This is a genomic window from Thermoleophilum album (assembly GCF_900108055.1).
Lineage (GTDB): Bacteria > Actinomycetota > Thermoleophilia > Solirubrobacterales > Thermoleophilaceae > Thermoleophilum > Thermoleophilum album.
In genome coordinates this window covers 740,047-755,069 of the sequence record NZ_FNWJ01000002.1, presented here as the reverse complement: position 1 = coordinate 755,069, position 15,023 = coordinate 740,047, and the positions used below count along the sequence as shown (strand labels likewise).

Here is a 15,023-nt window from a genome sequence, read left to right as displayed (position 1 = left end):
GAGGCAGGATGAGGGAGGTTCAGACGGTTACCGGGCCGCGTGCGGCCGACGACCTGGGGATGACCCTGGTCCACGAGCACGTGCGCTTCCGCGACGAAGCGGTCGCCGAGCAGTGGCCGCACCTCTACGACGCCGAGCAAGAGCTGACCGCTGCCGTCGAGGCGGTGGCGGCGGCGAAGGCTCACGGGGTGCGCACGATCGTCGATCCGACAGCGATGTTCGGGGGTCGCGACGTTCGTTTTATGCGCACCGTGTCGGAGCGGACGGGTGTGGCGATCGTGGCCTGCACCGGCATCTACACCTACGACCACCTCCCGATGTTCTTCCAGACCCGCGATGTCGACGCGATCGCCGAGCTGTTCGTGCGCGACATCACTGTCGGTATCCAGGGCACCGAGATCAAGGCCGCATTCATCAAGTGCGCGGCCGACGAGCCGGGTGTCACACCGAATGTCGAGAAGGTGCACCGCGCCGCCGCGCGCGCCAGCCGGGAGACCGGCGCTCCGATCATGGCGCACACGCGTCCGGCCTCGAACACCGGCCCGCGCCAGTTGGAGATCTTCCTCGAGGAGGGCGTCGACCCGGCGAAGATCCAGCTCGCCCACACCGGTGACACCGACGATCTCGACTACATCCTGCCGCTGCTCGAAAAGGGCGTCTACGTGGGACTAGACCGCTACGGACTGGAGATGTTCCTGCCGCTTGACCGCCGCAACGAAACCGCGTTGGCGCTGATCGAACGCGGCTATGCCGAGCGCATCCTGCTCAGTCAGGACTACTGCGCCACGATCGACTGGTTCCCGCCAGAAGCGGTCGAGCAGCTGATCGCCGGCGGCGCGGTGCGCGAGGACTGGAGCATGACGCTGATCTTCGAGCAGGTGTTGCCGGTGCTTCGTGAGCGGGGGCTCAGCGCGGATCAGGAGCGGACGATCTTGATCGACAATCCCCGCCGCTGGCTCGTCGGATCGTAGGCACGTGCGGCGAAGCGCACGCGGCCGCGGCGGCGCGACGATCTAGAATCGGCGCCACAAGCGGGCGTGGTGTAGTGGCTGCACAGGAGCCTTCCAAGCTCCTAGGGCGGGTTCGAATCCCGTCGCCCGCTCCCGGGGCGTGGCGCAGCCTGGTAGCGCGTTCGGCTGGGGGCCGAAAGGTCGCCGGTTCAAATCCGGCCGCCCCGACTCGAGCCTCGTCCCTTGCTTGCCTGCCTGTGCGGCCCAGCACTAGCATCGGCGGCCGAGGGCGGAGGCTGGTGGAATGCACGCAGTAAAGATCCGCCGCCGGCGTCCGATAGCAACCGAAAGGCCGCGGGGACGATGAAAAGGCTCGGCCGCAGCGCGCGCACCCCCGCCGGGGCGGCCACCCCCGGCTTCGAGGAAGCGCGCCTCGCTCGCACGATCGCCGCCGTGATGTTCCTTGCCGGGGCCGTCACGGTGATGCTGGTCCTCGCGGCACCCGATGTCGATCCCAGCGATCACACCGGTTTTCGGGTGATCGCGGCGCTCGCGGTGCTGGGCGCGGCAGTGATATGGCTCGGGCGCCTCGAGGGTCTGGCGGCGATCGTGGTCTACGGGATCGGGCTCGTCAGCGCTGCGGTCTATGTCGCGAAGCCGATCTCCGGTACTCCGTCTTTCTACCTTTGGCCGCTCCTCTTCGGTGCCTATTTCGTCGGCCGTCGCTGGGTGTTGGCGATGCTCGCGCTGGCTTGGACGGCGTTCGGCATCGCGTTGGCGTTGCGGCCGGACGTCGAGATGCGCGCGATCCTGTTCATGGACACGGTGATCACGATCTCCGTCGCCGTGGCGGTGGTGGTGTTCCTGCGCGAACGGGTTTCCGAGCTCGTCGGCCACCTCCGGCACAGCGCGATCACCGACCCGCTCACCGGCCTCGTCAATCGGCGTGGCTTCGAGGAAGCGCTAGAACGCGAGCTGGCGAGGGCGGCCCGTACGGGGGCGCCGGTCGCGCTCGTCGTCTTCGACCTCGACCACTTCAAGCAGCTGAACGACACCCACGGGCATGCGGCGGGCGATCGTGCGCTGGTCGCCTTCGCGAAGCTCTTGCGGCGCAGCGCCCGTCGCGGCGACGTGCTGGCGCGGATCGGCGGCGAGGAGTTCGCCGCGATCCTCTACGACGCCGACGCCAACGCGGCGCTTGCGTTCGCTGAGCGCGTCGTCGAGCGGCAGCGTGCGGGCGACCGCGAGGCTCCGCTCACGGTGAGCGCCGGCGTCGCCGCCGCCACGCCTCCCCTCCCGAGTCGCGACCAGCTGTTCGAGGCGGCCGATCGCGCGCTTTATGCGGCCAAGCGGGCGGGGCGCGCGCGAGTGCGTCTCGGCGAAATCGCGCGTACTGCAGTGCTTACGGACACCGGCTGAGCAGGGCGATCGGGCGCGGGCGCGGGTCGGCAGGGAAGCGCCCCGGTCGGCAGGGAAGCGCCGGTAGATAGCCGGGCCGGGCGGTCAGCGGGCGGGCCGAGCGCCCGCGGAAGCTGCGAATCGATGGCGGTCCCCGGAGGTCCACGCCGTTCTCGACCGAATCCATAGCGCGCTAGTAGGGTTTGTTAGGGTTACCTAACTATGGCGATCAGCGAGCGCTCGACCTGCGGACCCCGATGCGGGCGCCGCCGTCACGAGCGCGTGTTGGTAACCGGCGGGCTCGGCTTCGTCGGCTCGCAGCTTTGCCGACGGCTGGCGCTGGAGCGGCGGCAAGTCGTCTGCGTCGATGCATTGCGCGGCACCTACGCTCCGCCCGCTGGTGCCGGTGCGGCGGCGGAGCTCGCGCGGGAGCTGGCGGTCGACGTGCGGCTACTCGACCTGACGCGGATCGACCTCGACCGTCTCGTCGCTGACGTCGACGCCGTCGTCCACCTGGCTGGGCTTCCCGGTGTGCGGCAGCGGATCGGTTTGGGAGAGCTGTGGCTCCACAACGTCGCACTGACCGCCCGCCTCTGCGAGGTCTGTGCGGCGCACGGTGTGCGCCTGGTGTTCGCCTCGAGCTCATCCGTTTACGGCGACGCCCCGATCACGCCGACACCGGAAGACGCACCGCCGGCCCCGCTCGGGCTTTATGCGGCGAGCAAGGTTGCCGCCGAGGGAGCTTGTCGACGTGCCCACACCGATGCCGGCTTGGACGTGGTGGTCGTCCGCCTGTTCACGGTTTTCGGACCCGGGCAACGTCCGGAGATGGCGATCGCGCGGTGGGTCGACGCGCTGCTCCGCGATCGGCCAGTCCCCTGGCATGCGCCGACTGGCGCAGCGCGGGAGTTGACGGTCGTCGACGACGCCGTCGAGGGCTTGATTGCGGCCCTCGAGCGGGGGCGGAGTGGGTCCGTGTACAACGTTCCGGGCTGCGGGTCGGTACCGCTACTCACCGTGCTCTCCCTACTCGAGCAGTTGATCGGGCGGCGCGCGCGCCTCGAGCGGCTGCCCGAGCACCCGGCCGACGTGACGGTGACGCACGCCTGCGGCGAGCGTGCACGTCGTGAGCTCGGCTACGTGCCGACACGCACGCTCCTCGGTGGCCTCCAGCGGCAGGTCGCGGCGGCTGCGCACGCGGCGACGGCGCGTGGTCGGCGGAAGCGGCATTCGGGCCGCCCCGTGGAGCGAGCACGGCTCTCGATGTAATTGAGAATCATTCTCATTTATAGTACGCGCCATGAACGCAGCGCACGACCCCGCCGAAAAGTTCTTCTTTCACCGGCGAGCGTTCGCCAGGCTCAGCGCTTGGCCGCGACTACCGGCTTTGGCCGTGGTAGTGGTGATCGCGCTCGTCGGTTGCGGCGGTGGCGAGAAGCAAGCTGCCGAACGCTCGGGACGCACCGTCGCGGCGACCACGGTGGTCGCTGCCGACATTGCGCGTGCCGTACTCGGCCCGGCCATCGCTGTCGAGAGCGTGATGCCGGCCGGGGTCGATCCGCACGAATTCGAACCGCGTCCGAACGACGCTCGTCTGCTCCTCGATTCTCCCCTCGTCGTGCGCAGCGGCGGTTCCATCGACGCTTGGAGCGAGCGCTTCCTCGCTGAGCGGTCGGCCGGTCGCGTGGTCGACCTGGCGCGTGCGGTACGGGCGGTCGCCGACGATCCGCACTGGTGGCACGATCCCGAGCGTGGGGCACGGGCGGCGTTCGTGGTGGCGCGCGCGGGCGCGGCGGCGGGTCTCGCAGATCGCCAAGTGTTGCGCCGGCGGGCGGTCGCTTACGAACGTCGCGTGCGGCGTCTGGAGCAGGCGATTCGGTCGTGCCTTGCGGTCGTGCCGCGCAACCGTCGCTTGCTGGTGACGGGGCATCGCTCGCTCTCCTACTTCGCTCGGCGTTTCGGTTTGCTGGAAGTCGGCTCGGTGATCCCCTCGCTTTCGACCGAGGCTGAGCCCTCGCCGCGCGATCTCGCGCGACTCGCGGCGCAGATGCGTCGGCGTGGCATCGACGTGGTCTTCCCGGAGCGCGGTGTGTCGCCGCGCATCGAGCGAGCGCTGGCACGGCAGGCCGGAGCACGCTTGGGTCAACCGCTTTGGACCGACTCGCTCGCGCCCCGTGGACCGGCGGCCAGCTATCTCGGGATGCTGGCGAGCAACGCCGATGCGATCGTACGCGGCCTCAGCGGCGGCCGCCGCGGCTGTCCGCAGGCGCTGCGTCTCGCCGCGCAGCACAGTCCGGGCAGATCCCCCGCAGCGTGACATCGTGCGCGGCCACTTGAAAGCGCACGCGCTGCGCGAGCGCTGTGATCGCGCGTTCCAGCGCAGCGTCCTCGAAGGTCTCGACTTCGCCGCAAGCCTCGCAGATCAGGTGATGGTGGTGGCTGCCGTCGGGGAGCGCCGGTTCGAACAGTGCTCCTCCGTCCCGGAGATCGAGTCGCCGCACCAGGCCGAGATCGGCCAGTAGCTCGAGGGTGCGGTACACGCTGGCGACACCGACGCGCACACCGGCACGCTCCAACGCCCCTTGCAGCTCCCGTGCGGTGGTGCCGCAGTGGCGCGTGGCTAGCGCTTGGACAATCGCGCGTCGCGGTCGCGACGAGCGGTAGCCGTGAGCCTGCAGCGTGGCGAGAGCGTGGTCGTCCCAGCGAGTGGAGGTCTCGAGCTTGGGGACGCAGCGTGCGGCCATCGATGAACGGAACTCTAAGGCGGACGCGGTTATACGCTGCCGCGCGTGCAAGAAGTCTTCAGAACACCCGAAGAGCGATTCGAGGGGCTTGCCGACTACTCGTGGCCGGCGCGCTACGAAGATGTCGAGGGCCTGCGCATGCACGTGCTCGACGTGGGCGAGGGCGACCCGGTGGTTTGCTTTCACGGCGAGCCGACCTGGGCGTATCTCTACCGCAAGTTGGTGCCGCCGCTGGTCGCCAGCGGCCTGCGCGTGGTGGTGCCCGATTTGCCGGGTTTCGGACGCTCTGACAAGCCCACCGACCGCCGCTGGTACTCCTACGACCGCCACGTCCACTACGTGTCGGCGCTGCTCGATCGCCTGAACCTCGACCGCGTCACTTGCGTGGTGCAGGATTGGGGCGGTCCGATCGGGCTGCGTTGGGCGGTCGAGCACAAGGATCGTGTGGCGCGGCTGGTGATCCTCAACACCGGCCTGTTCACGGGGCGGGTGAGCGAGGGCTTCTTGCGGTGGCGTGCGTTCGCCGAGCGCAACCCCGATCTGCCGATCGGGTTCGTGATTCAGTCGGCGACGGTCAGCGAGCTGCCCGATTCCGTGATCAAGGGCTACGAGGCGCCGTTCCCGACGCCCGAGTCGAAGGCCGGCGCTGCCCAATTCCCGCTGCTCGTTCCGCTCTCCGAAGACGACCCGGGCGCGCGCGAGATGCGAGCGGTCGCGGACGAGCTGAGCCGCTGGGAGGTGCCGGCGCTCGTCGCTTTCTCCGACCGCGACCCCGTGTTCCCGTTTCCCCAGGCCGGTGAGTACTTCTGCCGGTTACTGCCGAATGCCCGTCCACAGGTCCGAGTCACGGAGGCTTCGCACTTTCTGCAGGAGGACGCCGGTGAGCGGATCGCTGAGCTGGTCACGGCGTTCGTGAGCGAGGCGCGCTAGCGAGAATGGCAAAAGAAAAGGGGCGCGCGAGCCTCCCTCGTGCGCCCCGTGCCGCGCGGGCAGGGAGCTACCCCGCCACGCGCTTGAAATCCTCGGCGACCTTCGCCCAGTTGACGACGTTCCACCAGGCGTCGATGTAGTCGGGTCGACGGTTGCGGTACTTCAGGTAGTACGCGTGCTCCCACACGTCGACGCCGAGCAGCGGCGTCTTGCCGTCGCTGAGCGGATTGTCCTGGTTCGATGTGGAGACGATCGCGAGGCCCGAACCGTCCCACACCAGCCAGGCCCAGCCGCTGCCGAACTGGTTGACGCCGGCCTCCTTGAACTTCGCCTTGAAATCGGCGAAGGAGCCGAACGTCGAGTTGATCGCATCGGCCAACGCGCCCTCGGGCTCGCCGCCCCCGTTCGGCGACATCCACTCCCAGAAGAGCGTGTGGTTGAGATGCCCGCCGCCGTTGTTGCGAACCGTCGTCCGAATGTTCTCGGGCACCTGCGCGAGGTTGCGGATGACCTCCTCGATCGGCTTGTTCGCCCAGTCGGTGCCCTCGAGGGCGGCGTTGACCTTGTCGACGTACGCCTGGTGGTGCTTGTCGTGGTGGAGCCGCATCGTTTCCTCGTCGATGTGCGGCTCGAGCGCGGCGTAGTCGTAGGGGAGAGGTGGCACCTCGTAAGCCAACGCAGCCTCCTTTCAAGGTCGCGAACGAGCGGCCTCGAACTCTATGCGATCGGCGCCGCGGTGCCCGCCACGGCGCTCGACGTCGCTAGCCTTAAGCGCGCCACGCGGATGTGGTGGAACTGGTAGACACGCGGTCCTCAGGAGGCCGTGGGCGAAAGCCCGTGGGGGTTCGAATCCCTCCATCCGCACCTACTCCCTAGCCGCCCGCCGACCCTCGGTCGACAGCGCGGCGAGCGGCCTTTCGACGCGGCGGCGAAAGGCGCCTCCGACTGCATGCGGTTTGCTTGCCGAAGCGATGGCTCCCGGCGAGGCTTGGCTGCACGCACCGCGCAGCGACGAGCGCGAGCTGCTCGTTGCCGCGCTTGCCGCCTTCGGCTACCAGTCCCGGCCCCTGATCGCTGCGGGCTTCGCAGTGCTGAGCGGTGCAAACCGCGTCGTCGGCGTGCCGTCGACGTCACCTGCCCGTTCGGTCGCCGGGCGGTCACCGCTGCCGGCGCTGGTGGTCGTCGCCGTCGAGAGCGGCGCCGACCTCTCCGAGCGGCTGCGCCGCACCGTCAAGCTGCTGCGCCAGCGGGGCGTCGCGACCGTCGCGGTCACCGATCCGCTGACCGACGACGAGCTCGCGCACGAGGCCGATGAACTGGTCGTTCGCCCGTTCGGCCCGGCCGAACTGGAGCTGAGGGTCGCTCGTGCGCTGCAAGGAGCGCCCGGCGAGTCGCGCGCTCGGTCAGGGGAGGGTGCGGCGACCCAGGAGGTGCGGCTCGGCCCGGTCGTCCTCGATCTCGAGGAGCGGCGCTGCACGGTCGAGGGGCGCGAGGTGCCGCTCACCAAACTCGAGTTTGAGCTGCTCGCGCACCTACTGACCAACCCGCGTCGCGTGCACACGCGCAGCGCCCTCTTGACGACGGTGTGGGGCTACCACGAGCCGGCCGGTGAGCGCGCCGTCGACGTGTGCGTGCTGCGTCTACGCAAGAAGCTGGGACCGGTCGGTTGTCAGCTGATCGAGACGGTGCGCGGCGTCGGCTACCGAGCGGCGCCGGCGCTGGTGGCGGCGGCCCGCCGCCACCACACCGCGCGCAGCGGCCGCCGACCCTTGGTGGCGGCCGCTCACGCTGGCTTCACGGTGCTCTGACCGCTCGCCCGCTACACCGTGGCCTCGGCGGCGATGCTGGGGACGCGTCGAATCGCAAACGACCGGCGCAGGTAGAAGAACCAGGTGATTCCCGCAAACAGCGCGTAGCCGCAGAGGAAGACGGCGAGCGCGGGGATCGCCCAGTCGGCGTTGGCTTCCGCGATCCGCAGCTTCTCGGCGACCGTGCCGGCGCTCGTCATCGCCGCCGAGACGTCGAGGCTGGCCTGCCGGAATACGAGCTGAATCAGAAAGCCGCCAAACGCGCCAACCGCGCCGCAGATGCCGATCACCGCCGCCGCACGGCGCTTGAACTCGCTGCGCACCGCGGCCTCTGGCTCTCCCGTGGCGCGCGCGTGATTGCGTGCGAGCACGGCGAAGATCGCCGGAATCATCCGGTAGGTCGAGCCGTTCCCCATCCCGGAGAGAGCGAAGATCACCGCGTAGGAGCCCAGGAACAGCGGGAAGCTGCGGTTGGCGATGCCGACGATCGCGAGCAGTGTGAACGCGGCCATCCCGAGGAGGCACCACAGCGTGACGCGTGCGCCCCCCAGGCGGTCGGACAGCCACCCGCCGAACGGTCTCGAAACGGAGCCGACGAGGGCGCCGAGGAAGGCGAGCCCGCCGAGATAGGTGGCGATGAACGGATTGTTGGCGAGGAACTCGGGGAAGGTGTTCTTGATGACCAGCGGCAGCGAAAACGAGTAGCCGATGAACGAGCCGAAGGTGCCGATGTAGAGGATCGACATGATCAGCGTGTGCGGCTCCTTGAGTGCGCGCACGTAGCTGCGGCGCTCGGTGCGCGCCTCGCCGACGCTGTCCATGAACAGCAGCGCACAGATCGCTGCGAGCAAGAGCAACGGCACCCACATCCAGCCGGCGTAGGCGAGCTTGACCTCGTGGATCGGATCGGCGAGCTGCGCCGCCGGCGTGCCGACCACGATCACCAGCGGCACCAGCAGTTGGGTCACCGCCACACCGAGGTTGCCACCGGCAGCGTTGAGTCCGAGCGGAAAGCCCTTCTTGCCCTCCGGATAGAAGAACGAGATGTTCGCCATCGACGACGAGAAGTTGCCGCCGCCGAAGCCCGACGTCGCAGCGCACGCGAGCAGGATCCAGAAGCGTGTGTCGGGATCCTGAGCGGCAAGCCAGCCGCTCGGCACGAGCAGCGCGACGAGCAGCGCCGGTATTAGCAACAGAGCGGCGCTGATGAAGGTCCACAGACGGCCCCCGAAGCGCGCGACCGCGAACGTGTAGGGGATCCGCAGGAAACTGCCGACCAGGTTCGGCACCGCGGTCAGCCAGAACTGCTGGGCGAGCGTGACGTCGATGCCGGCGTTCGGGAGGTTGACGACGAGCACCGTCCACAGCACCCACATGGCGAAACCGAGGTGCTCGGCGAACACCGAGAACACCAGGTTCTTGCGCGCGATCCGCTTTCCGGTGTGTTCCCAGAAGCGCGGGTCCTCCGGGTTCCAGTGGTGCAGCCAGCGGCCGCGGAGCCACGTGCGACGGCCCGGCTCTAGCTTGCTCGCGCGCGGCTCCAGCTCGCTGGCGCGCGGCGTCGCGGGCGGCCGCTTCGCGGCCGACGGCGTTGGCGTGCGGGGCGCGCTGACGGCGCCTTGGTCGGCAGCGCTCATCGGACACCTCCTTCGTGCGTGGACACGACGAGGCATCGTGCGCGCCGACGGTTGCAGGACCGTCACGCGACTGTTTCAGTTCGGTTACGGATTGCGGGCTAGCTGCGCGCGTGGCCGGCTGCCCGCGCACGCCCCCGCCGACGCGGAAGGGTGCCGAAAACGACGTCCCACCACGGCGCGCTGATCCCGTAACCGCGCGTTGCGTCCTGGAAGTGGTGGCGCATGTGCAGCTCGCGCAACAGGCGCATCACCCGTGTGCGCGGCCGATGGTGGTGCACGGTGTAGTGGATCATGTCGTACAGCAGGTAGCCGCCGAAAAAGCCCGCTCCGAACAGATAGGCCGCAGGCCGGCCGAGCAGCCCCTCGAAGCCCAGCCAGAAGAGGATCGCCAGCGGCACACTCACCGCCGGCGGCATCACCAGTCGCTTGGGATCGTTCGGATAGTCGTGGTGCACGCCGTGGATGATCCAGTGCAGCCGTGCGCCGATCCCGCGCTCGGGTTCGAAGTGGAAGATCGCGCGGTGGATCCAGTACTCGCAGAGCGTCCAAAAGACGTAACCGCCGGCCAGAAGGCCGACTGCCGCGAGCGGTGATCGCGTCTCCGCGAGGCCGCTGTAGGCGAGGATCGCCACCGCCGGTCCGAAGATCAAAACCGGCACGGCCGGGTGGACCCGCGAGAAGAACTCGAGCAGGTCCGATTGGAACATGCGCGGCGAGCTGGTCAGCTGCGACCCGCGACCTACCGGGCGCCCACTGCGCCGCCTGCCGCGCGGCGGCTGCGCCACGGTTCCGCTGCTGGTTCTTTGCGTGCTCATCTCGAGATCCGCCTGTGCTGCGATCCGCAGGTCACCTGCAGCGGTTCCCGCCGACGTCGAGCACCGCCACCGGGATTCGAACCCGGGTTTCCGGCGTGAGAGGCCGGCGTCCTAGTCCCCTAGACGATGGCGGCCCGTGGTCTTACGCGGCGCACTTGCGGCCACTCCGACCGATGCGCCGTGCGGCATTTTAGCCGTCCACCGCCGACCACGTCCGCGCGCGCTGCGCGCAGGCGCCGCGAGCATCAGCCCGTGCGTGGAGCGTCCTCTCTAGCCTGCCGAGGGTGACCGAAAGGCCAGCAGGCGGCCCTCTCCTCGCTTACCTCGGGGCGATCGCCTGCGCGCTGGTCTTCGCTTGCGTCACGGTAGCCGCCTACGGGTGGTCGACGGGCACGCGCCTCGACGCTGCTGCGCTGGTGGCGGTGGTCGACCACGCCCCTCGTGAGCTCAGCGCGGCGGCCGCGACGCTGGTGGGGATCGGTGATCCGCTGCCCGTGCTGCTGGCGACGGGAGCGCTTGTCTGTGCGGCGCTCGCGCGGGGCTCGCTACGCGACGCGCTGCTGGTGTTGCTGCTGGTCGCGGGAGCGGTGCTGCTCGGACAGCTGGCCAAGAGCGTGCTCGCCCATCCCCGTCCCGCCCCCCAGAGTTACGGGATCGTCGTGCAGCCGCGGGCTCTGCCGAGTGGGCACGCGACCGCTGCCATGGCCTTGGCGCTGGCGGCCGTTCTGGTCGCGCCGCGCCAGCTGCGGATCGCCGCCGCAGCGGCCGGTGCGTGTCTGGCCGCAGGCGTCGGTGTCTCGACGGTGGTCCTCGGCTGGCACTTTCCGAGCGACGTCGTCGCCGGCTACCTGTTCGCCGGCTCCTGGGGTCTGTTGGTCGCTGGCTGGGCGAGTGCACGCAAGGGCGTGGGGACCCACGCGCGCAAGCGCTCGGCGCCCCCGCGTCGAGGCCGCGCCGCCTTGCCCGCGCGCGTCGTCGCCGCACGGGCCTTCGCAGCCAGCGGCGCGGCGCTCGCGGTGCTGCTCGCGGCGCTCGCAGCGCTCCTGCGACCCGACCCGTGGTCGCTTGCGCGGCTGGTGGTCGACGAGCCGTCGGCGCTGCTGTTCACCGCGGTCGTCGCGGCGGCCGCCGTCCTCCCGCTGGTCGCAATCACCTCGGCGATCGAGCACAGCGGCGCGCGTTCGCCGCGCTCTGCGCGCTAGGAGAACGAGCGGGCGATGCGGCCACGCCGGATCCACTGGACGCTGCTGGCCGCGGTTGCGCTCACGATCTTCAGCGGCTGCGCCCGCCCCGCGCAGGAACGGGCAGTCACCGTCGAGGTGTTGGCAACCGACGGGTCCGTGCCCTCGAGTCGCCGTCTGCAAACGCCGCCGCGGCAGCTGGCACAGCTACGGCCCCCCCGCGCGCTCGCTCGCAACCAGTCGGTGATCGCCTACGTGAACGGCCTACCCGTTCCGGCCGCTGCCGGGACGCGGCTGTTCCCCGGTGATCTCGTGCAGTGGCTGGTGCTGCCGGAGGGGGCGCCGACTCCGCCGGCGCTGGTGGGAGCCTTCCCGGCGCCGCTTCTGCGCGGGTTCGGCGGCAAACGTCTGCCGGTGCGCCTCGAATGCGCGCCGCCGAGTGGATGGGCTTGCGAGCTCGTCGAGCGACGGATCGCCGCGCTCGGCACGCCGGCGAGTCGCGGCCTGCCGGGCGCCGTGGCGGCTGCGGCGAGCGTACGCGTGGTCGTCGGTCGGTGGTCGGTGCTCGCCAGTCTGCGTGCGCTCGGCCGGCTCACCGAGCCGCCCAACCGCAGTGGGCTGCCGCTGCGCATCGGTCCCCGGGCGATCGCGCTCTACGACGCGTTCGGCAGGCAGCGGCGTCGACTCGGGCCGGGCAGTGGCGTGGTCGCTGCGCTGATCGACACGAGTCGCGCAGAAGCCCCCGGCGAGGGCTATGTGCTGGTCGTCACGGGGCTCGACGAAGACGGGGTGGAGAGAGCGGCGAAGCTCCTCGAACGGCGTGCCTTGCGAGGTGCGGTAGCGGTCGCCGCCGACCGCCGCCGATCCCTGCGCCTGCCGCTTGCGACCGGCCCGCTCGCCGGTGTCGGTCGGGCGCGGGAGCGCTGACCGTAAGCTGCGTGCCGTGATCGATCGGGATCGCGCGCTCGTCGACCTCGCCGAGGAGGAGTTCGACGTCGTCGTCGTCGGCGGTGGTGTCACTGGCGCCGGCGTTGCGCTCGACGCAGCCTCGCGCGGCTTCAGCGTGGCGCTCGTGGAGCGCGAGGACTACGCCGCCGGGACCTCGAGCCGGTCCTCCAAGCTCGTGCACGGTGGCCTGCGCTACTTGCAGCAGTTCGACCTCGGGCTGGTGCGCGAGGCGCTGCTCGAGCGTTCCCTGATGGTCAAGCTTGCACCGCACCTGGTGCGGCCTTTGCCGCTCGTGGTGGCTGCTTTCGACGGGAAGCGTCCCGATCGACTGGTCGGTCTCGGGCTCAACATGTACGACGCGATGGCCTGGCGCCGCGGTCGCCGCGGCGAGGCCGAGGAGTGGAGCCCCCAGCGTCACCGCTTGATCGCCGGTGATGAGGTCAGCGAGCTGCTGCCGGCGCTCAGCCGACGCCACCCCACTGGCGGTTACCTCTTCTACGACTGCCAGACCGATGACGCCCGTTTGGTGCTCACGATCCTCGCCGAGGCAGAGCGCTACGGCGCGGTTTGCGCGAACCGGCTAGAAGCGGTGGCGGTGGCGCGCGAGGGCGGTCGCGCGGTCGGGGCCGAAGTACGCGACCGCGAGCGCGATGCGCGCTTTCGGGTGCGCGCCCGGCACGTCGTCAACGCGACCGGTGTGTGGGCGGACCGCCTACCGGCCGACGAGTTGCGCGAGCTCAGCGAGGCACCGCGCATCCGACCGAGCCGGGGTTCCCACCTGTTGATCGCCCAGGAGCGCCTGCCAGTGCGGGCCGGGGCGATCGTGCCGGCCAAGGACGGGCGCTCGATCTTCGTTCTGCCGTGGCTCGGACGGACGCTGGTTGGCACGACCGATCACGACTACCAGGGTCCGCTTGAACACGTGCCGCCAGCAAGCGAGGACGTGGCTTACCTGCTCGAAGCAGTCAACGAGTTCTTCGAGACCGACCTTACGGTGGCCGACGTCGAGGGTGCCTACGCCGGGGTGCGTCCACTAGTCGGCACCGGCGACGAGCGCAAGTCGGTCGACATCTCGCGGCGCGCCGAGCTGTTCGAGACGCCGTCCGGAGTGGTGACGATCACCGGCGGAAAGCTCACGACCTGGCGGCGCATGGCGCAGCAAGTGGTCGACCGACTGGTGGAACGCGAGGGGCGGCGAGCGCCGTGCCGGACCGAGGAGATTCCGCTTGGCCTGCCGGTCGATCCGGAACGTCTGCCGCGCGTCCCGGGTGTCGACGAAGCGAGCATCCGCCATCTCGCGGCGCGCTACGGGCACACTGCGCACGAGGTGCTCGGTCTGGCGGCCGAGCGGCCGGAGCTAACGGCGCCTGTCGTCCCCGGGATGCCCGACTTGCTCGCCGAAGTCGCGTTCGCCGCTCGCCACGAGCAGGCGCGGTCGCTCGCCGACGTGCTGCTGCGGCGCACACGCCTCGGCCTGCTGGCGCCGCGTGCGCTCGAGCCGGGGCGCGCGGAGCGGCTCGAGCCGATCGTCGAGGCGATGGCGCGCGAGCTCGGCTGGCGGGCGACGGAGCGCGAGGCGGCCCGGGCCGAGTGGGCCGCGAACTATCGGGCCGAGGGCCTCGTGCCGAGCGAAGAGCGGGTCGGCGGATGACTACGAGCGCGACGCGGCAGGCCGAGTTTCGGGTGGGGGACACTCTGCTCACCGCCCCGCCGGGCCAGCCCCTCTTGATGGGCATCCTCAACGCGGGGCCGGATTCCTTTTCCGATCCTGGACGGCGCAGTCTCGACGAACTAGTGCGGCGGGGCGTGAGTCTGGTCGAGCAGGGCGCTGCGATCGTCGATGTGGGAGGCGAATCGGGACGCACCGATCGACCGCCCGTGCCCGTAGAGGTCGAAATCGAGCGCGTCGTGCCGGTGATCCGGCGCTTAGCCGAAGAGGGCGTGCTGGTCTCCATCGACACTTGGCGTTCACCGGTTGCGCGCGCAGCGCTCGAGGCGGGCGCCCGCCTGGTCAACGACATGACCGCGCTGTGCGACCCGCGCCTGCTGGAGCTGTGTGCGCAGACAGGGGCGTCGCTAGTGCTATGCCACACGCGCGCCGCACCCAAGAGCGCCGGACCGCGGGGCGACGGCGCCGACGTGCTACCCGACGTCATCGGTCTGCTGGCCGAGCTCCGCGACCGGGCGACCGCTGCCGGAATCGCGCCCGACCGTCTGCTGCTCGACCCCGGTATCGACGTCGCCAAGACGCCTTACCAGTCGGTACGCATCCTTCGCCAGCTCGAACGGCTCCACGCGCTCGGCTGCGCCTTGCTGGTGGCGTGCTCGCGCAAGGACTTCATCGGGGCGATCTGTGGGCGTCCGCCGGCTGATCGGCTGGGCGGTACCTTGGCTGCGGTCGCGCGCGCTGCCGACGCCGGCGCACAGCTTGTGCGTGTGCACGATGTCGCGCAGGTGCGCGACTTCCTCGCCGTGCGCGCGGCATTGTCGGGCGCCGCCGCGGTTGCGCCCGACCTCGTGCTCGCGGAGGAGCTCAGACGCCAGGCGCCCCCGGAGACGGTGGCAAGCGATAGCCTGCCCGGCCGGCCACCGAGTGGCCGCCGTTAGCCGCA

14 protein-coding genes and 4 tRNA genes are annotated in these 15,023 nt (G+C 70.2%); 13 read left to right on the top strand and 5 right to left on the bottom strand.

The genetic code is table 11. The annotated features are described in order from the left end of the window. Window positions 1-8 precede the first annotated feature (8 nt). The 6 genes from BLW41_RS09690 (at window position 9) to BLW41_RS09665 (ending at window position 4,665) form a co-directional block, all read left to right on the top strand. Window positions 9-971 (top strand): phosphotriesterase family protein, encoded by a 963-nt coding sequence (locus tag BLW41_RS09690; RefSeq protein ID WP_093118567.1) that lies wholly within the window; start codon window positions 9-11, stop codon window positions 969-971. A 60-nt stretch (window positions 972-1,031) separates the two neighbouring features. Then, window positions 1,032-1,102, top strand: a tRNA-Gly gene (locus tag BLW41_RS09685). 2 nt (window positions 1,103-1,104) lie between these two features. Beyond that, window positions 1,105-1,178: transfer RNA gene (locus BLW41_RS09680), tRNA-Pro, on the top strand. Window positions 1,179-1,313: 135 nt separating this feature from the next. Further along, a complete protein-coding gene (locus tag BLW41_RS09675) occupies window positions 1,314-2,369 on the top strand; it encodes a GGDEF domain-containing protein (RefSeq protein WP_093118565.1) in 1,056 nt (351 codons plus the stop codon). 201 nt (window positions 2,370-2,570) lie between these two features. Next, window positions 2,571-3,617 (top strand): NAD-dependent epimerase/dehydratase family protein, encoded by a 1,047-nt coding sequence (locus tag BLW41_RS09670; RefSeq protein ID WP_093118563.1) that lies wholly within the window; start codon window positions 2,571-2,573, stop codon window positions 3,615-3,617. A gap of 31 nt (window positions 3,618-3,648) precedes the next feature. Continuing rightward, window positions 3,649-4,665 (top strand): metal ABC transporter substrate-binding protein, encoded by a 1,017-nt coding sequence (locus BLW41_RS09665; RefSeq protein WP_093118561.1) that lies wholly within the window; start codon window positions 3,649-3,651, stop codon window positions 4,663-4,665. Here BLW41_RS09665 and BLW41_RS09660 read toward each other — a convergent pair. After that, window positions 4,586-5,092, bottom strand: coding sequence for a Fur family transcriptional regulator (locus BLW41_RS09660; protein ID WP_093118559.1), 507 nt, complete (start codon window positions 5,090-5,092; stop codon window positions 4,586-4,588). The two genes, BLW41_RS09665 and BLW41_RS09660, sit on opposite strands and share 80 nt — an antisense overlap. 45 nt (window positions 5,093-5,137) lie before the next feature. On the opposite strand from BLW41_RS09660, the gene BLW41_RS09655 reads away from it, so the two are divergent. After that, a complete protein-coding gene (locus BLW41_RS09655) occupies window positions 5,138-6,022 on the top strand; it encodes a haloalkane dehalogenase (protein WP_093118557.1) in 885 nt (294 codons plus the stop codon). Window positions 6,023-6,089: 67 nt separating this feature from the next. On the opposite strand, the gene BLW41_RS09650 is transcribed toward BLW41_RS09655, so the two are convergent. Then, window positions 6,090-6,698, bottom strand: a complete 609-nt coding sequence (locus tag BLW41_RS09650; RefSeq protein ID WP_093118555.1) for a superoxide dismutase — start codon at window positions 6,696-6,698, stop codon at window positions 6,090-6,092. Between the two features lie 104 nt (window positions 6,699-6,802). On the opposite strand from BLW41_RS09650, the gene BLW41_RS09645 reads away from it, so the two are divergent. Both BLW41_RS09645 and BLW41_RS09640 read left to right on the top strand, forming a co-directional pair. After that, window positions 6,803-6,886: transfer RNA gene (locus BLW41_RS09645), tRNA-Leu, on the top strand. A 107-nt stretch (window positions 6,887-6,993) separates the two neighbouring features. Next, window positions 6,994-7,830, top strand: coding sequence for a winged helix-turn-helix transcriptional regulator (locus tag BLW41_RS09640; protein ID WP_143038684.1), 837 nt, complete (start codon window positions 6,994-6,996; stop codon window positions 7,828-7,830). Between the two features lie 11 nt (window positions 7,831-7,841). On the opposite strand, the gene BLW41_RS09635 is transcribed toward BLW41_RS09640, so the two are convergent. From BLW41_RS09635 to BLW41_RS09625, 3 genes are all read right to left on the bottom strand, one after another. Further along, a complete protein-coding gene (locus BLW41_RS09635) occupies window positions 7,842-9,467 on the bottom strand; it encodes an MFS transporter (protein WP_093118551.1) in 1,626 nt (541 codons plus the stop codon). Window positions 9,468-9,565: 98 nt separating this feature from the next. Then, window positions 9,566-10,282, bottom strand: a complete 717-nt coding sequence (locus BLW41_RS09630) for a sterol desaturase family protein (protein ID WP_093118549.1) — start codon at window positions 10,280-10,282, stop codon at window positions 9,566-9,568. 61 nt (window positions 10,283-10,343) lie between these two features. Further along, a tRNA-Glu gene (locus tag BLW41_RS09625) sits at window positions 10,344-10,416 on the bottom strand. A 150-nt stretch (window positions 10,417-10,566) separates the two neighbouring features. Between BLW41_RS09625 and BLW41_RS09620 the strand changes: the two genes are divergently transcribed. The 4 genes from BLW41_RS09620 to folP are packed head-to-tail and all read left to right on the top strand — an operon-like array spanning window position 10,567 to window position 15,018. Further along, window positions 10,567-11,484: a phosphatase PAP2 family protein gene (locus BLW41_RS09620; protein ID WP_177169466.1), complete on the top strand. Its 918-nt coding sequence runs from the start codon at window positions 10,567-10,569 to the stop codon at window positions 11,482-11,484. Between the two features lie 15 nt (window positions 11,485-11,499). Continuing rightward, the gene (locus tag BLW41_RS09615) at window positions 11,500-12,390 is read left to right on the top strand and encodes a hypothetical protein (protein WP_093118545.1); all 891 of its coding nucleotides are present in this window, start codon (window positions 11,500-11,502) and stop codon (window positions 12,388-12,390) included. A 16-nt stretch (window positions 12,391-12,406) separates the two neighbouring features. Beyond that, window positions 12,407-14,062, top strand: coding sequence for a glycerol-3-phosphate dehydrogenase/oxidase (locus BLW41_RS09610; protein ID WP_177169465.1), 1,656 nt, complete (start codon window positions 12,407-12,409; stop codon window positions 14,060-14,062). Next, the gene (gene folP, locus BLW41_RS09605) at window positions 14,059-15,018 is read left to right on the top strand and encodes a dihydropteroate synthase (RefSeq protein WP_093118541.1); all 960 of its coding nucleotides are present in this window, start codon (window positions 14,059-14,061) and stop codon (window positions 15,016-15,018) included. The genes BLW41_RS09610 and folP overlap by 4 nt, the downstream gene beginning before the upstream one ends. The last annotated feature ends 5 nt before the right edge of the window (window positions 15,019-15,023 follow it).

Bases quoted from the DNA above. Each gene is read 5' to 3' on its own strand.
- BLW41_RS09690 (WP_093118567.1), top strand. From the start codon at position 9: ATGAGGGAGGTTCAGACGGTTACCGGGCCGCGTGCGGCCGACGACCTG.
- folP (WP_093118541.1), top strand. From the start codon at position 14,059: ATGACTACGAGCGCGACGCGGCAGGCCGAGTTTCGGGTGGGGGACACT.
- BLW41_RS09615 (WP_093118545.1), top strand. From the start codon at position 11,500: ATGCGGCCACGCCGGATCCACTGGACGCTGCTGGCCGCGGTTGCGCTC.
- BLW41_RS09630 (WP_093118549.1), bottom strand. From the start codon at position 10,282: ATGAGCACGCAAAGAACCAGCAGCGGAACCGTGGCGCAGCCGCCGCGC.
- BLW41_RS09665 (WP_093118561.1), top strand. From the start codon at position 3,649: ATGAACGCAGCGCACGACCCCGCCGAAAAGTTCTTCTTTCACCGGCGA.
- BLW41_RS09675 (WP_093118565.1), top strand. From the start codon at position 1,314: ATGAAAAGGCTCGGCCGCAGCGCGCGCACCCCCGCCGGGGCGGCCACC.
- BLW41_RS09640 (WP_143038684.1), top strand. From the start codon at position 6,994: ATGGCTCCCGGCGAGGCTTGGCTGCACGCACCGCGCAGCGACGAGCGC.
- BLW41_RS09635 (WP_093118551.1), bottom strand. From the start codon at position 9,467: ATGAGCGCTGCCGACCAAGGCGCCGTCAGCGCGCCCCGCACGCCAACG.
- BLW41_RS09670 (WP_093118563.1), top strand. From the start codon at position 2,571: ATGGCGATCAGCGAGCGCTCGACCTGCGGACCCCGATGCGGGCGCCGC.
- BLW41_RS09660 (WP_093118559.1), bottom strand. From the start codon at position 5,092: ATGGCCGCACGCTGCGTCCCCAAGCTCGAGACCTCCACTCGCTGGGAC.